The organism is Paenibacillus albicereus (assembly GCF_012676905.1).
Lineage (GTDB): Bacteria > Bacillota > Bacilli > Paenibacillales > Paenibacillaceae > Paenibacillus_O > Paenibacillus_O albicereus.
The window spans coordinates 418,057-435,896 of record NZ_CP051428.1 but is presented as its reverse complement, the minus strand read 5'-3'; the positions used below and the strand labels follow the sequence as shown (position 1 = coordinate 435,896).

The following is a 17,840-nucleotide window of genomic DNA, read 5'->3' as shown; positions in this document are numbered from 1 at the left end:
AGATCCATGAACCAAACGACCAAAGCCGTCATTTTCGATTTCGACGGAACGATCATCGACACCGAAACCGCCTGGTACACCGCTTTCCATGATGCCTACAAAGAGCATGGCGTGCACTTGACGCTGGAGATGTACTCCGGCTGCATCGGCACGAGCCTGCACCGCTTCAATCCCTATGAATACCTCATGACCGATCTCGGCCTGCCGATCGACCGAACCGAGTTCCGCGAGGCGATCCACCGCCGCCACGACGAGCTGATGCGGCAGGAAGCGATTCGTCCCGGCGTCCAGCATTACCTCGACGAGGCCCGGCGCCAAGGACTGCGCATCGGCCTCGCCTCCAGCTCCAAGCGCGAATGGGTGCTCCGGTTCCTCGGCCAGCTCGGTCTGACGGACTACTTCGAAGCGATCCGCACCGCGGACGACGTGGAGCATGTCAAGCCTCATCCCGCGCTCTACCTGCAGACGATGGCAGCGCTCGGCGTGCGGCCGGAGGAAACGGTCGCGATCGAGGACTCGCCGAACGGCGCCAAAGCCGCTCACGCCGCCGGCATCCGCTGCGTCGTCACGCCCAACGCCATCACGCGCAGCCTGGAGTTCGGCCCCTGCACGCATCGAGCCGACTCGCTGGAGCAAATCGACTTCAACCGCCACGTCATGATTTAACCGAATATTCCGAATTCGATTGCAAAGAGACAAGATTCGATTCGAAAGGGGAGCGTCTATCTTGAATGCAGCACAACCGAATCTGGCGATGCAGGAGCTCGCGGCCGGGCGAGTCGGAGCCGAGCCGGCAAGCCACTCGTCCCCCGTGCGGGAACCTGCCCCCGCGCGGCCCAAGGCCGTCCACTTCGGAGCCGGCAACATCGGCCGCGGCCTCGTCGGCGTCACGCTGGCCAGAGCCGGTTACGAAATCGTATTCGCCGCGCGGAATCCGGAGCAGATCCGCCTGCTGCGGGAGCATCGCGCCTACGAGGTCGAATATGCCGACGAAGCCGGGAGGCGCGAGACGGTCGGACCGGTCGGCGCCGTGGCGATCGGCAAAGAGAAGGAGCTGGCCGATGCCATCGAGACGGCGGAGCTGATTACGACGGCCGTCGGCCTGTCCGCGCTGCCCTCCATCGCCAAGGTGCTGGCCAAGGCGCTGGAAAGCCGGCTGGCGAAGCCCGTCGGCCGGCCGCTGCCGATCATCGCCTGCGAGAACGGCATCCGGGCGAGCAGCCAGCTCAAGCGGCTCGTCTTCCGGCACTTGCCCGAACGGCTTCGCGAGCCGGCCGAGCGGCAGCTGGCCTTTCCGGATTCGATGGTCGACCGCATCGTCCCGGCTCAGAAGCAGCCGGATCCGCTCGCGGTGCGCGTCGAGCCCTTTTCGGAATGGATCGTCGAAAAGGGCGGGGCGGAGCCGATGCGGCGCATCCGCGGCGTCCGCTACGTGGGCGATCTCGACCCATGGATGGAGCGCAAGCTGTTCACCGTCAACACCGGCCACTGCGCCGCCGCCTATTTCGGCTACCTGGCCGGATTCCGCACGATCCAGGAGGCGCTCGCCAGCGAGCCGGTTCGGTCCAAGGTGCGGGAGGCGCTCCGGGAGACCGGAACGATGCTTGCCCGCCGCCACGGCTTCGACGCCGCCGAGCATGAGGCCTATATTGAGGAGACGCTCCAGCGCTTCGCCAATCCCGCTCTCTCCGACAAGATCAGCCGCATCGCCCGCTCGCCGCGGCGCAAGCTGGGGCAGGGCGACCGCCTCGTCCGACCGCTGCTGCTCGGACACGAGCTCGGCTTGGAGATGCCCGCGCTGCAGGAGGCGATCGCCGCCGCGCTCGCTTATCGCCATCCGCTCGATGCCGAATCGGTCGAGCTGGAGCGCCTCCTCCGCCGGGACGGACTGGAAGGAGCGCTCAGCCGCAAGCTCGGCCTGCCGCGGACGCACGATCTTGTGCGATCCGTCTGCGCCGCTTACGACCGGCTCGGGCGGTAACCCCGCCAAGGCGGCGGCTTGCCCCCGATTCTACGGAGGCCCGAATCATGCCCAAAAAGCTTCTCCAATCGCCCTTCAGGCTGAATGGAGAAGCTTTTTCGGCTTGGACTTTATTGCCCTTGGCTGTCCCGTGCTCAGGGCGCGATGCGGTACACGCAGCGTCGGCCGCCGCTCAGCAGATGCTCGGTCCGCTCGACCTCGACGCCCTCGCCGAGCACGCCGCGAATCATGCCGGTCTCGAACCGGCACAGGCTGGCGCAAGCCTGGGCCGCGTCGCAGATCGGGCAATGCTTCTCGGTGAAGACGTACGTCCCGTCCGGCTCCCGCTCGTACTCGGCCATATAGCCCTCCGCCGTGCGGAGCTCGACGAGCCGCCGCAGCTTCTCCTCCAGCAGCGATCCGCTCTCCACCGCTTGCTCCGCCTCGCCCGCAGGCAAGGAATAGTGGGCGATCTGCTTGCCGTTGCGGACGGCAAGCAGCTTTTCGAGCCCCTCCTCGCCGAACGTCTCGCGCACCGAGTCCATGAGACCGATCGTCAGCTCCGCGTAGCCCGCCGGGAACAGCCGATTGGCCTCGGACGTCAGCGCCCATAGCTTGGCCGGCCGGCCCATCGCGCGCGGCTCCTCGCGGTGGTCGATCAGCCCTTCCTTCTCCAGTCCGTACAGATGCTGCCGCACCGCCATGCCGGAGACGCCGAGCCGTCCGGCCAGCGCGGCGGCGTCGAGCGGGCCGTGCTGCTTCAGGAGATCCACGATCTGCCTGCGGGTCCGGGTCGCGCTGGCGCTCTCGGGCTGTTTGTCTTTCGTCGACATCCGTATCCTCTCCCCTCGCTCTTCGCCGCCTGCGCGGCTCTTTTCCTAGATTGTAAAGATAAGCGTTGACAAAGTCAAAGGGAACCGGATACAATCCTTCTGACTTTTCTCTTATTGGTAAAGGAGTGGAGGCCCATGCCGACCGAATTTCCCGTCCGTCCGGGCCGCAAGATCATCACGATCGGCCTGCTGCTCGGCCTGTTCGTCGGAGCGCTCGACGCGACGGTCGTCACCACCGCGACCAAAAGCATCGCAGGGGAGCTGCACGGCCTCTCGCTGCTGAGCTGGATCTTCTCCATCTATACGCTGACGACCTGCGTCACCACGCCGATTTTCGGCAAGCTCGCGGATCTGTACGGACGCAAGCCGGTGTTTGCCGCCGGCATCGGCTTTTTCGTGCTCGGCTCCGTCCTCTGCGGCGCCGCCTCCACGATGGAGCAGCTGATCGTCTTCCGCGCCATCCAGGGCATCGGCGCCGGAGCGCTGTCTCCGGTCGCCTTCACGATCGCCGGCGATCTGTATCCGGGCGAGGAGCGCGGCAAGGTCCAGGGCGTCTTCGCCTCGGTCTGGTCCGTCGCGGCACTCATCGGCCCCGTCGTCGGCGGCACGTTCGTCGACCACCTCAGCTGGCGCTGGATCTTCTACATCAACGTGCCGATCGGAGCCGTCTCGTTCGCGCTCGTATGGATGTTCCTGCGGGAGGAGCGCGATCGCTCGGTCCGGCCGTCGGTCGATTACGCCGGGGCGATCACGTTCGCCCTGTGGGTCAGCGCCCTGCTGTTCGCGCTGCTCACCGGCGGCGAGGCCTATGCCTGGGATTCGCCGCTCATCGTCGGACTGCTGGCCTTCGCGGCCGTCGTGCTCGGATGGTTCCTCTATATCGAAAGCAAGGCCAAGGACCCGATGCTCCCGCTCCGGCTGCTCGCCAGCCGCCGGCTCGGCGTGCCGTACGCGATGGGCTTCGTCATGTTCGGCGTCAGCTCGGGCCTGACGATCTACGCTCCGCTGTGGATCCAGATGCTGCTGGGGCATTCGGCTACCGCCTCGGGCTTCGCGCTCATGCCGATGTCCATCGCCTGGCCGCTCGCGGCCAACTTGTCGGGCCGATATATGTTCCGCCTAGGTCCCAAGCGCTTCATGGCCGCAGGCGTCATCATCGCCGCGTCGGCGGCGCTGATGCTGCTGCTGCTGCAGCCGTCCACCCCGCTCGTCTGGCTCGTCGCGCTGCTGACCGTCGCCGGCTTCGGCCTCGGCTGCATCAACACGCCGATCCTTGTCACCGTGCAGACGTCGGTCGAGTACGAGCAGCGCGGCGTCGCCACCTCGACCAACGCGCTCATGAACGCGTTCGGCCAAACGATCAGCGTGGCGCTGTTCGGCCTTCTGTTCAACCGATATTATCAAACCGGCGGAACCTCCGCCGACCTGGGCAGCGGCCTCCATGCCGTCTTCCTGCTGATCGCGGGCTTCGCCGCGCTCAACGTGCTGCTGCTGCTCGCGCTGCCTGCCGGCAAGCCGCGTGGCGGCCAGGCGCAGAATTCCGTCCAGCCCGCTTCCGCCGGCTGATCTCCTGCGGCAGCCGATGCCGGATCAAGAAAGAAAGAGCCTTTCGAGTCGGACTCGAAAGGCTCTTTCTGCGCGCGGCCGTGGCCCCATGGACCGAGCCGCGACGAAGCCCGCAGCGCGATTGAGCTTCCATCGCCGGATGCGGCGCCTCAGCCCTCCGGCGGAGCGTCGTCTGCGACCGCTCGTCCGGCATCGACGCGGCCATGGGCCCAGCACAGCCCGCCGTCTCCCGTCCGATCGGCCGTCGCCAGCAGCCGGGCGCGGATCTGCTCGCCGGTGAACCCGAGGCTCGCCAGCAGGGCGGCTGCTCCTGCCACATGCGGAGCGGCCATCGAGGTGCCGCTGAAGTACGTGTACCGTCCTCCGGCGTAGGTCGAGGCGATCCGCTCGCCGGGAGCGGCGAGCTCCACCCACGGCCCGTAGGCGGAAAACGCCGAAGGCAAGTCCTGATGATCGACCGATCCGACGGCGATCACCTCGTCGTATGCGCCGGGATAGACCGGATCGGACGAGCCCGTATTGCCCGCCGCGGCGACGACGACGGCGCCCTTGGCGACCGCGTAGCGGATCGCCGACCGCAGCGCCGAGGAGCGCGCCGGACCGCCGAGGCTGAGGTTGATGACCTGCGCGCCTTGATCGGCCGCATAGCGGATGCCGGCGGCGATGCGCCGCAGCGTGCCGTTGCCGGAGGCGTCCAGCACGCGCACCGGCAGCAGCGAGACGCCCGGCGCGATGCCGGCGATGCCGATGCCGTTGTCCGCCTCTGCCGCCGCGATGCCGGCCACATGCGTGCCGTGGCCGTTGCCGTCTTCTCCCGTTCCGTCCGGGTCGACGAAGTCCTTTCCAGGCAGCACCTTGCCCGCCAGGTCCGGATGCGCCGAGTCGATGCCCGTGTCGAGCACGGCGATGATGATGCGCCGGTCCCCCCGCGTCGTCTCCCACGCCAGCTCCGCGCCGATCTGTCTCGGCCCGTGCTGCAGGCTGTAGTAAGGATCATCGGGCACGAGGCACGTCCGGTAGACGAAGTTCGGCTCCGCGAACTCTACGCCGGGATGCCGCTCGTAGCGCTCCTTGAGCCGCCGCGCGCTCGCCCGTCCCTGCGCGGAGCGGACGACCTGCAAGCCTGTCCGTCCCAGCTCCTCGACGATCTCGCAGCCGCAGCGCCGATGGATACGGCGCTTGCCCTCCAGCGAAAGCCCCTCGGCGAACTTCACCAGCACCTCGCCCGGCTCATGCTCCGGCATGCTTCGTTCCGCCAGCCAAGCCCCGGCCTGTCCGGCCAGCCACCAGGCGCCGGCCGCGACAGGCAGCAGCACGGCAGGCAGCCATGGCCAATCCATCATTCGAACCGCCCCCTTGTCGCTCGCAGCTTGTCGCTGCCTTACTACTTTATGGGGGGGTCAAGCCGATGGCTTGGGCCGCTGCGGCGGACAAGCGAAAAGGGCTCGGGCCGCCGGCCCGAAGCTCGGCGAGCCGGCTCCGCCGGTTCAAGCCCGCTCGCCACGAGCCCGGCGCTCCACATCAAAAGCCGTCCCTTGCCGTCCGGCGCAAAAGGAGTCTGTCCTCCGGCCTTCTTTTCCTCTTTTAGGCCCGCATAGGGAAGAATAGAATAAAATAAAAAAAAGCCCGCCGCCCGTCCCGCCGCCTCAGCGGCGCAGGGACAGCAGCGAAGCGATCGCGATGAGCGTCCTTCCGAGCCGGGATTCTCCCGAACGCCCGGCCGGCGCGTCCTGTTCCAGGTCCAGACGCCAGATCCCTTGCCGCTCCAGCCTTCGGTACCGCTCCTGCCGGAACTGCTCCAGCTTCTCAGCCAGATATTGCTCTTCCATCATGGTCCTCATCTCCCGTCCGATTGATCTGGCTCCATCGTCTGAACGTCCTTTCGCCGAGCTGCCGAAGCAGCGCTCCCCTGCGGCTGACGTTCCGGCCCTCCTCCTGGCGGAACTGCTCCAGCTTCTCCGACACATACTGAATCTCCAACATGCCCCTCATCTCCGTTCGCTTGATCTGACTCCAGTATGCGCTAGGCAAAAAGGGCTAAAAAGCGTATAATCACTTCAACTCTTTTCCTCTTTTGCCAGTCCGCCAGCCAGAAGGAGGCCAACCTCAATGTATGCGACTGAACGATACTTGTCCCTCATGGAGCGGTTTTCGGGCGATTCGGCACCCGGCTCGCCCGTCGAGGCGACGCTGGACGGCATCGCCGCCGCGCTGTTCTGCACCCCCCGCAACGCCAAGCTCATCCTTCGCCGGCTGCAGGAGGAGCAGCTGATCGAGTGGCTTCCCGGACGCGGACGCGGCCATCGTTCGCGGATCGTGTTCCGCCACCCTAAGGAGCCTTACCTGATGGAGCTGCTCCAGGCGGAAGCCGAGGCGGGCAACTATCCGGCCGCCTTCGAGCTGATCGGCCAGTACGCCGGCGGCACGGCCGCGAGGGAACGGTTCCTCCAATGGCTGGATGGACGGTTCGGCTACCTCAAGGAACAGCAGCAAGGCCAGCCGCCGCGCGACACGCTTCGCTTTCCGCTGCTGTACGGCGTGCGCACCCTGGATCCTTCGCATCTCAACTATGCGCTGGACGCGCATGTGATGCGCCAGCTGTACGACCGGCTGCTCCAGTACAGCGAGGAGAACGAGCGCATCATCCCCGCCGCCGCGCATCACTGGAGCGTGAACGGAGATGGAACCGTGTGGACCTTCTTCCTGCGCAAGGGGGTGCTGTTCCACGACGGCGCCGAGCTGAACTCGCGCGATGTCGCGTTCACCTTCGAGCGGCTGCGCCACGGCTTCAACCGCTGGCTCATGCGCAGCGTGCGGAGCGTGGAGACGGTAGGCTCCCATGTCGTGCGCTTCTATCTGGAAAAGCCGAACTTCATCTTCGACCGCTTCGTCTGCGCCGGCGCCGCCGCGCTGCTGCCGGAAGGGCTGCGGGGCCTGCCGGAGGAGGAGTTCTGGAAGCGTCCGATCGGCACCGGTCCGTTCCGGCTGCTCAAGCACACCTCCTGCGGCCTGGAGCTGGGCGCCCATGAGCCGTATTATGGCGGCCGCCCTTATCTCGACGCCGTCGACATGGTCGTCCTGCCCGAGAGCTGCCAGCCGGCCTCGGTCGCGCCGAGCGTACCCGGGCTGCTGCGCATCCGCGACGGCTTCTACCACGAGCCCGAGACGGCTCCGCCGTCGGAGGAATGGTCGTCCATCCACAACGTGAACCACGGCTGCGCCATGCTCGGCTGGAACATGAACAAGCCCGGTCCGCATCAGTCCGAAGCGTTCCGGAGGGCGGTGCGCATGATTCTTGATCCGTCCGAGCTGCTGGGAGAGCTCAAGGACAAGAGCATCCTGCCGGCTTACGGCTTCCTCCCGGAAACGAGCGCGATGCGCTCCCCCGAGCCGCCCCGGCCGGATCGGCTGCGCGCCGCCCTGCGGGAGGCGGAGTACGACGGCACGCCGATCCGCTTGATCGCGCAGTCCAAGTACAAGGACGAGGCAGGCTGGATCACGCGCAAGCTGGCCGATTGGGGCATCCGCGTCGAGCTGGAGCTGGAGGGAATCACCTGCGAATCCGGCTTTCGCCAAGCCGATCTGACGATCTGGTGCATCGTCATCGCCGAGGACGAGGTGTGCGAGATCGAGGCCTACGAGCACGGCAATTGCATCCTGGGCAACTTCCTGACGGACGATACGCAGACCTGGATCCGGGGACGGATCGATGCCGCCCTGGCGACAGCGGACGCGGCCGGACGCCGGCAGATCCTGAGGCAGGTCGAGGAGCAGCTGCGCGACGACGGCTCGATCATCTTCCTGCACCACCAGCAGCTCAGCACCTACCTCCATCCGTCCGTGCAGGGCGTGCGCCTCAACCGGCTCGGCTGGGTCGACCTCAAGAACGTCTGGCTGGAGACCTGCCTCGCCGCGCCTGAGCTGGCCGCCGCGGAGCTGCGGCCGTAAGCCCGCGGAGCGGCCGGCCTGATCCTTGATTACGATCCTACTACGAGCCGCCTCGCATCCGTTATCCAACGCTTCTGATGGCAGCCATCGGCTCCGCCGATGGCTGATCGGAGCTGCGGCGGCGTTTGCCGTCGCGTCCCGCTTTTGAAGTCGATGCAGCCGCCCAGCCGCGAGCCGGAGCGGCTCTTCGACGTCCTATCGTTCGGAGGAGGCGGGGAAGATCGGCTTCAGCCGTTCTTCCCCGCCTCTGCAAAGCCCTGGCCGCCCGGTGCGAGTCCGGGCGCCTGAGCGATCCGCAGGAGCTGCATGCCGAGTGCGAACGGCTGTGGAGCGGACTGAACCGCTGGTTCGAGGAGCTGGGGCTGAGTATCGGCGCCCGGTCGAGGTCGAGCCGGCCTCAGGCGAAGGTTGGTCTTGGGTACCGTTAGGAGAAACGGCGGAAGAGCGCGAAGCGCTCGCCCGACTGCTCTCCGGCGAGCGCTGGCCCTATCATGGAGTGGAGCGGCCGGAGGCCGAGGCGATCCGCGCGGCGTTCGACGAAGGAGCTTACCACGGGAACGAGACGAGGACGTTCTGGATCGAGGACGCCGCCGGCGCCAAGGCCGGCTTCATCAAGATCATGGATGCGCAGGATCCGACGGTGCTGTTCGACCTGCGCATCCGCGAGGCCTATCGCCGCCAAGGGGCAGCGCGAGCCACGCTCGGCTGGCTGGCGGACTGCGTGTTCCGGGAACTGCCTTCGGCCATCCGCATCGAGGGCCACACCCGCATCGACAATGCGGGGATGCAGGCGGCGTTCCGGGGCACGCTGTTCGTGCGGGAAGGATACTACCGGCAAAGCTGGCCGCAAGGGGGTCAGCTGTACGATTCGCTCGGCTACGGCCTGCTGCGCAGCGACTGGGAGCGAGGCGAGGCGACGCCTGTTCCGGCGGAGCTGCGCTGAACCGCAAAAAGCTTGCCCGATTCGGACGGATGGTCCGGTCGGGCAAGCTTTTTTTGAGAGCAGACTTTTATAGCTGCGAGGGAGCGTTTCGCGGCTGCGGAGCGAATCCGTGCTCTAGTTACCACGTACCGATGCCTTCCCCGGCTGCGAAGCGGATCAGTGCTCGATTCGCTCCTCATGAGGGCGCTTCATCCGCTGAGCAGCCGCAGTCGATTCGCTCCCGCGCCGCGGCCGCCAGCTCAGCTGCCGCAGCAGCTGCTGCACGGCCGCATGCGGAGCATGTCGCAGCCGGAACGCGCGCGCGCCTTTGCCGGTCGCGATGCTGACCGTCAGGCTCGCCCTGCCCCGGAGCCGCTGCATCGGCGATTGGGTCCTGCGGTGCCACTGGATGCGGCCGCCCGGCAGCAGCAGCTCGGAGCGGATGAGCGCTCCGAGGCGCAGCGACAGCTGCCCGCCCTCCAGCGCCCATGCCGCATGGCGATGCTCCAGCGTGCCGTAAACGAGCACGGCGGCCGGAACCAGCGCCGTAAGCCAGCGGTACGGATCGGGAATCCAGATCCATCCGGCCGCCGCCGGAAGCAGGGCGAAGAGAGCGGGCCAGCCGGCATAGGCCGACCAGGCGGAGCGTTCGACGCGGCTCCAATCCGCCGGCAGGGCGAAGGCCGGGGCGAAGCCTCGCAGAAACGCTTCCGCTTCCGCCCGCTTCAGCACCGGAAAGAGCAGCAGATGCCGCTCCTTTTCATCCGCGTTGCCGGCGATGAACGCCCGCACCGCCACCCAGCCGAGCGGCCGGTGCAGCAGCGGCTGGGCAAGCTCCAGCGCTTGGATGCGGGAGATGTCGATCGTCTGCCGCTTCTTCTCCAGCAAGCCGCGCTCGACATGCAGCTTGCGGCCCCGGCGCTCGAGCCGGAAGCCCCAGTTCGAGTTGAGGAGCTGCAGCGCGGTCAGCAGCCAGGCGGCGACCAGCAGCAATCCCGTCGCGGCCGCGATGGCGTAGGCTCCGAACAGCCGCTCCATCTCGTCCCTCAGGTCGATCCCTCGCAGCCAGCCGCTGTCCGCCGCGCGCGAAAGCAGTCCGGCCAGCAAGAGAAAGACAATGCCGGTCCGGTAGGAGGTGAGCGCATAGCCGAGCAGGTCGCTCGGCCGGATTCTCCGCTGGACGACCGGTTCCCCGGTCCTCCGCGCTGCCGCCGGAGCGGCCGATTCCGACGGCAGCGATTGCCGTTCCGCGCCAGGCGCGGCCATGAGCCCGCCGTCTCCGAGAACGCGCGCATCGCCGGGCATGGGCGCATCGTCCCCTCCGTCTCGCGCACTGATGGCCATCGGCGCATCGCCTTCTCCGCTTCGCGACTCTCCGGCGATCGGCGCATCGCCTTCTCCGCCTCGCGCACCGATGGGCACCGGCGCAGCGCCTGCCCGACGGAGTCCGTCGTCGGCGCCGGCGGACGGCTCGTTCCAGCGATCCGCCTCCCCGCCCTCATCGGGCCCGGCTTCCGCATAGCCGAGCAGGCGCTGCAGCCGCGCGGCCTCCGCAGCGGACAGCGACGGCAGCACGGCCTCCGCCTTTTCGCCGCCGCCGGCCGTCTCGATGCGGAGCTGTAGGAGGCCGAGCGCGCGCTCGGCAAGATTCTGCCTCGTGTCCACGGATTGGATACGCTCCTGCTGGATCCAGACCGTGCGGCGGCTCCATACCCCCTGCTCGATCCGGATCGATCCCGCCTCCACGGCGTATCCGAACCGCCGCCAGCGCAGCCACGCGGCAGCGAGCAGAGCCGCGAGCCCGAGGCCTCCGAGCAGCGCGCCGAGAACGACGCGGCTGACGTCCAGTCCAGTCGCTCTCGGCACCCACAGCACGAGCAGCGGCAGCAGCGGCAGCATGCCGTACATCTCTTTGATTCCCTTGGCCAAAAAAAACAGCATGGAGGCGGGATGCACGCGCCGCAGCTCCGGGCCGGCGGCTGCGTCAGATTTCATCGTCCGCCCTCCTCGTCAGCTCCGCCAGCCGGCTTCGCATCGCCTCCGCCTGCTCCTGCGGCAAGCCGGGAATGGCGTGGCTGCCTGCTGCGGTCGCCATCGTCAGCGTCGCGATGCCGCAGCGCTTCTGGATGGGACCTTGCTTCGTATCGATATGCTGGATACGGACGACCGGGATGAGCGTACGCTTGCGGATGAAGATGCCATGCGCCAGCTCGATCTCATGCTCCCGCACGAGGTACCCCCAGCTGCGGTGCAGCAGCCTCGGCAGCCACAGCAGCTCCAGAGCCGCTCCGGCCAGTCCGAGCGCGCCTGCGCCGGCCGCGATCCACCACGGCCAGCCGAAGCGCGCCGACAGCAGAGCCAGCGCCAGCACGATGGCGGCATAGACGCCGCTCGTGATCGCCCCCTCCAGCCGCCGGGCGCGGATGACCCGGGGATCGAGCGCCTGCAGCGGCTCGTCCGCATGCGGCTCCTCGCCCGGCGAGGGCGGCCGCTCCGGCATCGTCTCCGTCCTGTCGTCCGGCTTGGTTGCGGAGTCCGTCCCCAGCCGTCGTTGATCCTGCTCCATGGTCACAGCCCTCCCTGATTGATGGTCCATCCCGCCTTCTACGAGCCGGACGGCCGCGGGGTTGCCGCGCCGTTGCCGCGCTTGCGATCGACGGAGCTCCGAGCGGCTGGACGCTCGGAGCGCCGCCTCCCGGAGCCGGCCGCAGTCGACGACGATGCGGCCCTTGCCCGGAAGACGGCAGATGCCGCCTTCATCTCCGCGGCGCGTCGCTTCCTTGAGGCAGCGTCACGCGGAACGCCGCCCCCTTTCCCGGCTGCGACAAGGCTTCGATGTCTCCGCCGTGCAGGCGGACGATGCGCTGCGCGATCGACAAGCCGAGGCCGCTGCCCGACCCGGCAGCCGCAGAGGTCGGCGCGGCGGCCGCCGTCCCGTCTTTCGGAGCGACCGCGCGCGCCCGGTCGGCCTTGTGGAAGCGCTCGAAGATATGCGGCAGCTCCAGCGGCGGGATGCCCGGCCCTTCGTCCGCGATGACGACCTCGAGCCGTCTGCCCCCTGAGGGTCCGCCCGATTCTCCGCGCTCCCAAGCGGCCTCCCGGCCCTCCCGGAAGCGCATCGCGACGCGGAGCGCGCCGCCCTGGGGGCTGAACTTGATCGCATTGCCGAGCAGGTTCAGCCACACTTCGTACAGCAGTCCTTCATCGGCGACAAGGGTCCCCTCCGCCAGCTCCAGATCAAGCTCCAGCTCTTTGGCGGTCCACTGCCACTCGAGCAGCAGGATCGCCTGGCGCAGCTGCTCGTCCAGCCGGTACGAGCGTCTGTCGAGCGCGCGGTCGGGCCGGTCCACGTCGGCGAGCAGCAGCAGCTGGCGGCTCATCGAGCTGAGGCGCCGGCTTTCCTCGTCGATGATCGTCAAGTAGCGCCGCGTCTCCTCGTCCCTCGCGGCCGCCCCGCCGTCCAGCAGCGTGCGGATGAAGCCGCGGATCGACGTCAGCGGCGACTGGAACTCATGCGAGACGTTGGCGACGAACTCCTGGCGCATCCGGTCGAGCTGGCGCACCGCGCCCGCCATCGCCGTGAACCTTCGCCCGAGCTCGCCGATCTCGTCGCGGCGCGCGGTATCGACACGCACGTCGTAATCGCCGGCCGCCATCCGCTGGACCGCCCGGGTGAGACGCTTCACCGGCGCGACGATCAGCCGGCTCATCGCCGCGATGAGCAGCAGGCTGAGGCCGAACGTGCTGGCGAGCAGCACGGCGAGGATGATCCGCACCTCGCCGATCTGGCTTTCCAGATCCGGGCGGATGAAGACGGCATCCGTGCCGCCGTCCGGGCGGGAGAGCGGGAAGCCGTACGTATTGCGAGCGCTGTTTTCGAAGTAGGCCAGCAGCTTGAACCGCCGGTCCTCCTCGGTCATGCCGGGGTAGACGCCGCCCGAGCGCACCTCGCGCACCGCCGTCTCCGGCGGGAGGAACCCGTGCCGGAAAGCAGCTCCGTACGCCCGCTCGGACCCGTCCGGCTCCACGACATAAAGCTGGTAGCTGAGGCCCGCCACCGCCTGCAGCGTCTCTTCCCTGCGCTCCGCTCCGGCGAGCGCGTCGAGCTCGCGCACCTGCCGCGACGCCGCCTCCATCGCGTGCTCGCTGCCCGACTTGAGCTTCGCTTCATAATAGAAGCTCGTCACGGCAAGTCCTCCCAAGCCGCTCACGAGCGCGATCAGGACGAAGATGAACACGATGCGGAAGTATAGCGTCCTCATCCGCGGCGACCTCCCGGCTCCAGCTTATAGCCGAGACCGCGGATCGTGACGATCGCGAAATCGTCGCGGTACGCCTCGAAGCGCTCCCGCAGCCGCTTGATGTGGACGTCCACCGTGCGGCTGTCCCCCTCGTAATCGGCGCCCCAGAGCAGCGAGATGAGCTGCTCTCGCGTATGGATGCGTCCCGGCTGGCTCGCCAGCTGCGAGAGCAGCTGGAACTCGCGGAGGGGCAGGGTGAACGTCTGGTCGCCCGCCGTCACCTCATAGCTCTGGCGGTCGATGACGACCTGCCCCAGCGCGATCGTCTCGGAGCTGGCGATCCGATAGCGGCGCAGCAGCGCCCGAATGCGAAACAGCAGCTCCTGCGGCTCGAACGGCTTGACGAGATAGTCGTCGGTGCCGGCCGAGTAGCCCTTTTCCTTGTCCGCCATCTCGCCTCGGGCCGTCAGCAGGATGACGGGCAGGTCATAGTGACGGCGGATTTCTTCGGTCAGCTGCAGCCCGTCCTTATGGGGCATCATGACGTCGACGACCGCCAGATGAACCTGCTCCCGCTCCAGCACGACGACCGCTTCCTCCCCGTCCGCCGCTTCGGCCACCGCGTAGCCCTCTCTCGTCAGCACGAGCCTCAGCAGCTCGCGGATATGAGGATCGTCGTCGGCGACGAGCACATGGATCCGCATCATGTCCCTCCTTGCGTCCCGCGCCGCTGCGGGCCGGGGCATCTTCTGTCCGTATCATGCCTCATGCAGGGGGGCAAGCGCAACTGGAGGCGGTTCAACGCAAAAAGCCGGAGACGAAGGCTCGTCTCCGGCCGCTGAAGCTCCATGCTCGCGCAAGCCGTCCCAATCGCAGCGCCGGCGCTGCCGGTCAGTCGGCGATTTTGATGAGGGAAAGGGATGCCCCTTGGCCTGATTCCAAGATTACGGTTCCCATCATGCCAAACAGCTGCAGCGAGACGATATCGCCGGCATTCAGCCGCACGAGTCCGGAAGCCTGCCAGCGGGACTGGCTTTGCTGATTGACGAGGGTGAATTCCGGCCTTTCCAATCCGCTCACCATGACGCGCGAGCTCGACATCACGGCGGTCGTGCTGCGGATGCTGTAGCTCAAGTAGTACCAGCCGGAATGAAACACGGTGTAGCTCTGGCCTGCTCCGGTTACGGAGAACGCGCTGTCCGACGCGACGAACGTCGGCATCGGAACCGTCGTGCCTCCGAGCACTACGGCAATCATGCTTCCCATCGTGTTGTACGCTGACATGCCGGGCAGCAAGCCCGTGCCGGCCGGACCTTGGATGCCCTGGGCTCCGATCGGGCCGGCCGGACCTGCAGGTCCTGGCGCGCCGGCGTCGCCTTTGTCTCCCTTTTCGCCCGGATCCCCTTTGGCTCCGGCCGGACCGGCCGGGCCTTGGGCGCCAGTGTCGCCTTTGTCTCCCTTGTCTCCCTTGTCTCCCTTGGCGCCCGCATCGCCTTGATCGCCTTTGGCACCCGGCTCGCCCGCGTCTCCTCTGTCTCCCTTATCGCCTTTCGGACCGGCTGCCGTGTCTCCGGGCTCGCCCTTCGGCCCTTGAGCGCCGGTCGCGCCCGTCGCACCCGTGGCACCCGTGGCACCCGTCGCGCCTGCCGCACCTGTCGCGCCGGTGTCTCCCTTGTCGCCTTTGTCGCCTTTTTCGCCTTTGGCCGGAGCCTCGGCAGGCGAGCCGGCTTCGGCGCCGGATTCACCGAGCGTCAGCCGCTTCTCCTTGGCGTTCCAGGACGCGGTCAAGCCGAGCGCATCGGCCAGCGCCCGCATCGGCAGGAACAGCGTGTCCTGCTGGAACAGCGGCTGTACGACTTTGCCATCCGCATCGACGAGAGCGGTCCGCTTGCCGTCGAGGTAAAAAGCGATCTCCAGCCGCTTGAGCTCCAGCTGCTGGGAGGGAGCGATCCGATCGACCGCTGTCGCCGTCTGGCCGCCTGCCAGCGTATCCAGACGCACCTCCTTGTTTACGCCGCTCCACTCCGTCTTGTAGCCGGTCGCCGCCGCTACGGAGCGGATCGGCACGTACAGCACGCCGTCCGCGATGATGGCGTCCGTCCTCGTTGTCGTCCCGGAAACCTCGACCGATGTCTTGAGCGTCATGCCGCTCTTCGCCTCCTTCGCGGCGAATGCCGTGCCGCCAAGGGCGGATGCCAGCAGCAGGGCCGCCAGCAATGCGCTTGCTTTTTTCAATCTGCTTACCTCCTGATAAAAAGTATTCAGCTATAAAATATACAGTTAAATTATCGGAAAAAAGGTCTTGAAAACGAATAGATTTATGAATAAATATGCACGGTACCGCGCGATTGTTCAGAAGCCGCGCGGTTCGGCAAGCCGCCCCCGTTTCCTGCGCCCGGTCGCCGCCACGGGGCGATTGAAGCCCGTCCCGGCTTCATGGGGCGGGCCGGCGCTTTCTCTTTTCTGATCCGGCGGCTATACTAGCGGGACAAGGTGATCGACCGCGAAAAGGAGGCCGAAACGATGAAACCAGCCAAAATCGACCCCCGCGTGCAGCGGACGCGCCGGCTGCTGCGGGAAGCGCTCGTGCAGCTGACCGAGGAGCGCGGCCTGGACGGCTTCTCCGTGCAGGAGCTGGCCGACCGGGCGACGGTCAAGCGGGCGACCTTCTACCTGCATTATGAGGACAAGCAGGCGCTGCTCGCCGAGTACATCGGAGAGCTGCTGCAGGAGCTGAGAGTCGCCATGTTCGATCCGGACGGCCAGCCTCCGGACTACGATTACGCCAGCGGCGAGCCGCATCCGAGCTTCGTGAGGCTGTTCCGGCATCTGGCCGAGCGCTACGACGTCTATCATGCGCTGCTCGTCCGCAGGCGCGTGCCGGAGCTGTCGTCGGGCATGGTGGAGATCGTGCGCCAGTTCGTCGCCGAAGGACTTGAGTTCGCCCAGCCGGACGACCGCCTGCTGACGGCCCGCCGCGACGTGACGCTCAAGTATACCGAAGCCGCTTACGTCGAAGTCATCATCTGGTGGATCGAGCGGCAGATGCCCTATGCCGAAAAGGAAATCGCCGCGCAGCTCATGGACCTGTCGATCCACGGCCCGTACAGGGAGCTGCCTGCCTGGGCCGGTTCCGGTCGAGGCAAGCCGGGCGGCGGCTGAGCAGCCCGCTTGCAAGGCGGATCGGCCCGCTCCGCGCTTCGGCTGCGGCGGGCGAGGCGGCTTCGCGGCGCTGCCCCTGCGGCGGCAGCGAGCCGCGGCGCAAAAAAGCCGTTTCATTTCCGCACGGACGGAAAGAAACGGCTTTTTAGACTTGCTCGAGCACATGGACCTGACGCGCTCCGCGTCACATTTGGGGAGTCATTCCCCGCCTAAGGATTACAGCGCCGTCCAGCCCCCGTCGATGACGAGCTCGGAGCCGGTCATGAAGCGGGACTCGTCCGAAGCGAGGAACAGCACGCCGTACGCGACATCCTCCGGCTTGCCGAAGTACGGCAGCTTGGTGAACGTCTGGTAATACGGCATGGCGTCCTTCATCGACGGCTCGGTCATCGGCGTGACGATGATGCCGGGATGCACCGAGTTGACCCGGATGCTCTGCTTGGCGTATTCGACGGCGGCGGCTTTGGTGAGCGTGCGCAGGCCGCCCTTGGCCGCCGTGTAGGCGCTGGAGCCGGCCATGCCGACGATGCCTCCGATAGAGGAGATATTGATGATGGAGCCGGCGCCGACCTTCTGCATTTCCGGAATGACCGCCTTCATGCCGACGACGCAGCCGGTCAGATTGATGTCCAGCACGCGCTGCCACTCCGTCAGGTCCAGGTTGCCGATCGTCGTGCGCGCCGAGATGCCGGCGTTGTTGACGAGGATGTCGACCTTGCCGAAGCGGGCGACCGTTTCTTCGACGACATTCGTCCACTCCTCTTCGGATGCGACGTTATGCTTGAGCGCAAGCGCCTCGCCTCCTGCCGCCTTGATCTCTTCCGTGACCTGGTTCATCGCCTCGAGATTCACGTCGGTCAGCACGACCTGCGCTCCCTCGCGGGCGAACAGACGCGCCTCCTCCGCTCCCATGCCTGTAGCCGCTCCTGTGATGATCGCCGTCTTGCCTGTCAGTCGTCCCATTGCTGTCGTTCCCCTTTCCGTCGGTTTGAAGCCGCATGCTTCAAAGATTCGGCCAGCGGCCCGTTCGAGCGGTCCGCCTTGCCGCATTCTGCAAGCGCTTCATCCGTTGCATCCCCAGTATACGACGATTCATCTATTTTGTGAAGTAATATACAATATGTACATTAAGTTTGCAGAGGAAAGAAATGGATCCTGGACATTCAACCACTCAGGACGGCAGCAGAGCCGCAAGACCTTTCGGAAAA

At 66.8% G+C, this 17,840-nt stretch carries 16 protein-coding genes; 6 read left to right on the top strand and 10 right to left on the bottom strand.

All coding sequences use genetic code 11. From position 1 onward, the window contains the following. Positions 1 to 6: 6 nt before the first annotated feature. Together HGI30_RS01975 and HGI30_RS01970 are read left to right on the top strand one after the other, a co-directional pair. Positions 7 to 666 carry an HAD family hydrolase gene (locus HGI30_RS01975; protein WP_168906154.1) on the top strand — a complete coding sequence of 220 codons (660 nt, stop codon included), beginning with the start codon at positions 7 to 9 and terminating at the stop codon, positions 664 to 666. 61 nt (positions 667 to 727) lie between these two features. After that, positions 728 to 1,981 carry a mannitol-1-phosphate 5-dehydrogenase gene (locus tag HGI30_RS01970; protein WP_168906153.1) on the top strand — a complete coding sequence of 418 codons (1,254 nt, stop codon included), beginning with the start codon at positions 728 to 730 and terminating at the stop codon, positions 1,979 to 1,981. 134 nt (positions 1,982 to 2,115) lie between these two features. Here the strand turns inward: HGI30_RS01970 and HGI30_RS01965 are convergent, their stop codons facing one another. Then, a complete protein-coding gene (locus HGI30_RS01965) occupies positions 2,116 to 2,793 on the bottom strand; it encodes a helix-turn-helix transcriptional regulator (protein WP_168906152.1) in 678 nt (225 codons plus the stop codon). A 135-nt stretch (positions 2,794 to 2,928) separates the two neighbouring features. Here HGI30_RS01965 and HGI30_RS01960 point away from each other — a divergent pair, with 135 nt between their 5' ends. Continuing rightward, a complete protein-coding gene (locus HGI30_RS01960; protein ID WP_168906151.1) occupies positions 2,929 to 4,359 on the top strand; it encodes an MDR family MFS transporter in 1,431 nt (476 codons plus the stop codon). Between the two features lie 149 nt (positions 4,360 to 4,508). On the opposite strand, the gene HGI30_RS01955 is transcribed toward HGI30_RS01960, so the two are convergent. From HGI30_RS01955 to HGI30_RS01945, 3 genes are all read right to left on the bottom strand, one after another. Next, positions 4,509 to 5,702 (bottom strand): S8 family serine peptidase, encoded by a 1,194-nt coding sequence (locus tag HGI30_RS01955; protein WP_168906150.1) that lies wholly within the window; start codon positions 5,700 to 5,702, stop codon positions 4,509 to 4,511. 303 nt (positions 5,703 to 6,005) lie between these two features. Then, positions 6,006 to 6,191 (bottom strand): hypothetical protein, encoded by a 186-nt coding sequence (locus tag HGI30_RS01950; protein WP_168906149.1) that lies wholly within the window; start codon positions 6,189 to 6,191, stop codon positions 6,006 to 6,008. Continuing rightward, positions 6,166 to 6,342, bottom strand: coding sequence for a hypothetical protein (locus tag HGI30_RS01945; RefSeq protein WP_168906148.1), 177 nt, complete (start codon positions 6,340 to 6,342; stop codon positions 6,166 to 6,168). Before HGI30_RS01945 ends, HGI30_RS01950 begins: the two co-directional genes overlap by 26 nt. Positions 6,343 to 6,468: 126 nt before the next feature. Here HGI30_RS01945 and HGI30_RS01940 point away from each other — a divergent pair, with 126 nt between their 5' ends. Both HGI30_RS01940 and HGI30_RS01935 read left to right on the top strand, forming a co-directional pair. Further along, on the top strand, positions 6,469 to 8,307 hold the full coding sequence (locus HGI30_RS01940; protein WP_168906147.1) for an ABC transporter substrate-binding protein: 1,839 nt from the start codon (positions 6,469 to 6,471) through the stop codon (positions 8,305 to 8,307). 313 nt (positions 8,308 to 8,620) lie between these two features. Further along, positions 8,621 to 9,250, top strand: coding sequence for a GNAT family N-acetyltransferase (locus HGI30_RS01935; RefSeq protein ID WP_206109998.1), 630 nt, complete (start codon positions 8,621 to 8,623; stop codon positions 9,248 to 9,250). 156 nt (positions 9,251 to 9,406) lie between these two features. Here HGI30_RS01935 and HGI30_RS01930 read toward each other — a convergent pair whose 3' ends face one another. From HGI30_RS01930 to HGI30_RS23520, 5 genes are all read right to left on the bottom strand, one after another. Then, complete coding sequence (locus HGI30_RS01930) at positions 9,407 to 11,224, bottom strand: PH domain-containing protein (protein ID WP_168906146.1); 1,818 nt, start codon at positions 11,222 to 11,224, stop codon at positions 9,407 to 9,409. Further along, positions 11,214 to 11,795 carry a PH domain-containing protein gene (locus HGI30_RS01925; RefSeq protein WP_168906145.1) on the bottom strand — a complete coding sequence of 194 codons (582 nt, stop codon included), beginning with the start codon at positions 11,793 to 11,795 and terminating at the stop codon, positions 11,214 to 11,216. Before HGI30_RS01925 ends, HGI30_RS01930 begins: the two co-directional genes overlap by 11 nt. A gap of 190 nt (positions 11,796 to 11,985) precedes the next feature. After that, the gene (locus tag HGI30_RS01920; protein WP_168906144.1) at positions 11,986 to 13,491 is read right to left on the bottom strand and encodes a sensor histidine kinase; all 1,506 of its coding nucleotides are present in this window, start codon (positions 13,489 to 13,491) and stop codon (positions 11,986 to 11,988) included. After that, complete coding sequence (locus tag HGI30_RS01915) at positions 13,488 to 14,174, bottom strand: response regulator transcription factor (RefSeq protein WP_168909668.1); 687 nt, start codon at positions 14,172 to 14,174, stop codon at positions 13,488 to 13,490. Before HGI30_RS01915 ends, HGI30_RS01920 begins: the two co-directional genes overlap by 4 nt. A 187-nt stretch (positions 14,175 to 14,361) precedes the next feature. Then, a complete protein-coding gene (locus tag HGI30_RS23520; protein WP_168906143.1) occupies positions 14,362 to 15,705 on the bottom strand; it encodes a BclA C-terminal domain-containing protein in 1,344 nt (447 codons plus the stop codon). A gap of 288 nt (positions 15,706 to 15,993) precedes the next feature. Here HGI30_RS23520 and HGI30_RS01905 point away from each other — a divergent pair, with 288 nt between their 5' ends. After that, positions 15,994 to 16,632 carry a TetR/AcrR family transcriptional regulator gene (locus HGI30_RS01905; protein ID WP_168906142.1) on the top strand — a complete coding sequence of 213 codons (639 nt, stop codon included), beginning with the start codon at positions 15,994 to 15,996 and terminating at the stop codon, positions 16,630 to 16,632. 216 nt (positions 16,633 to 16,848) lie between these two features. On the opposite strand, the gene HGI30_RS01900 is transcribed toward HGI30_RS01905, so the two are convergent. Then, positions 16,849 to 17,595 (bottom strand): glucose 1-dehydrogenase, encoded by a 747-nt coding sequence (locus HGI30_RS01900; RefSeq protein ID WP_168906141.1) that lies wholly within the window; start codon positions 17,593 to 17,595, stop codon positions 16,849 to 16,851. Positions 17,596 to 17,840 lie beyond the last annotated feature (245 nt).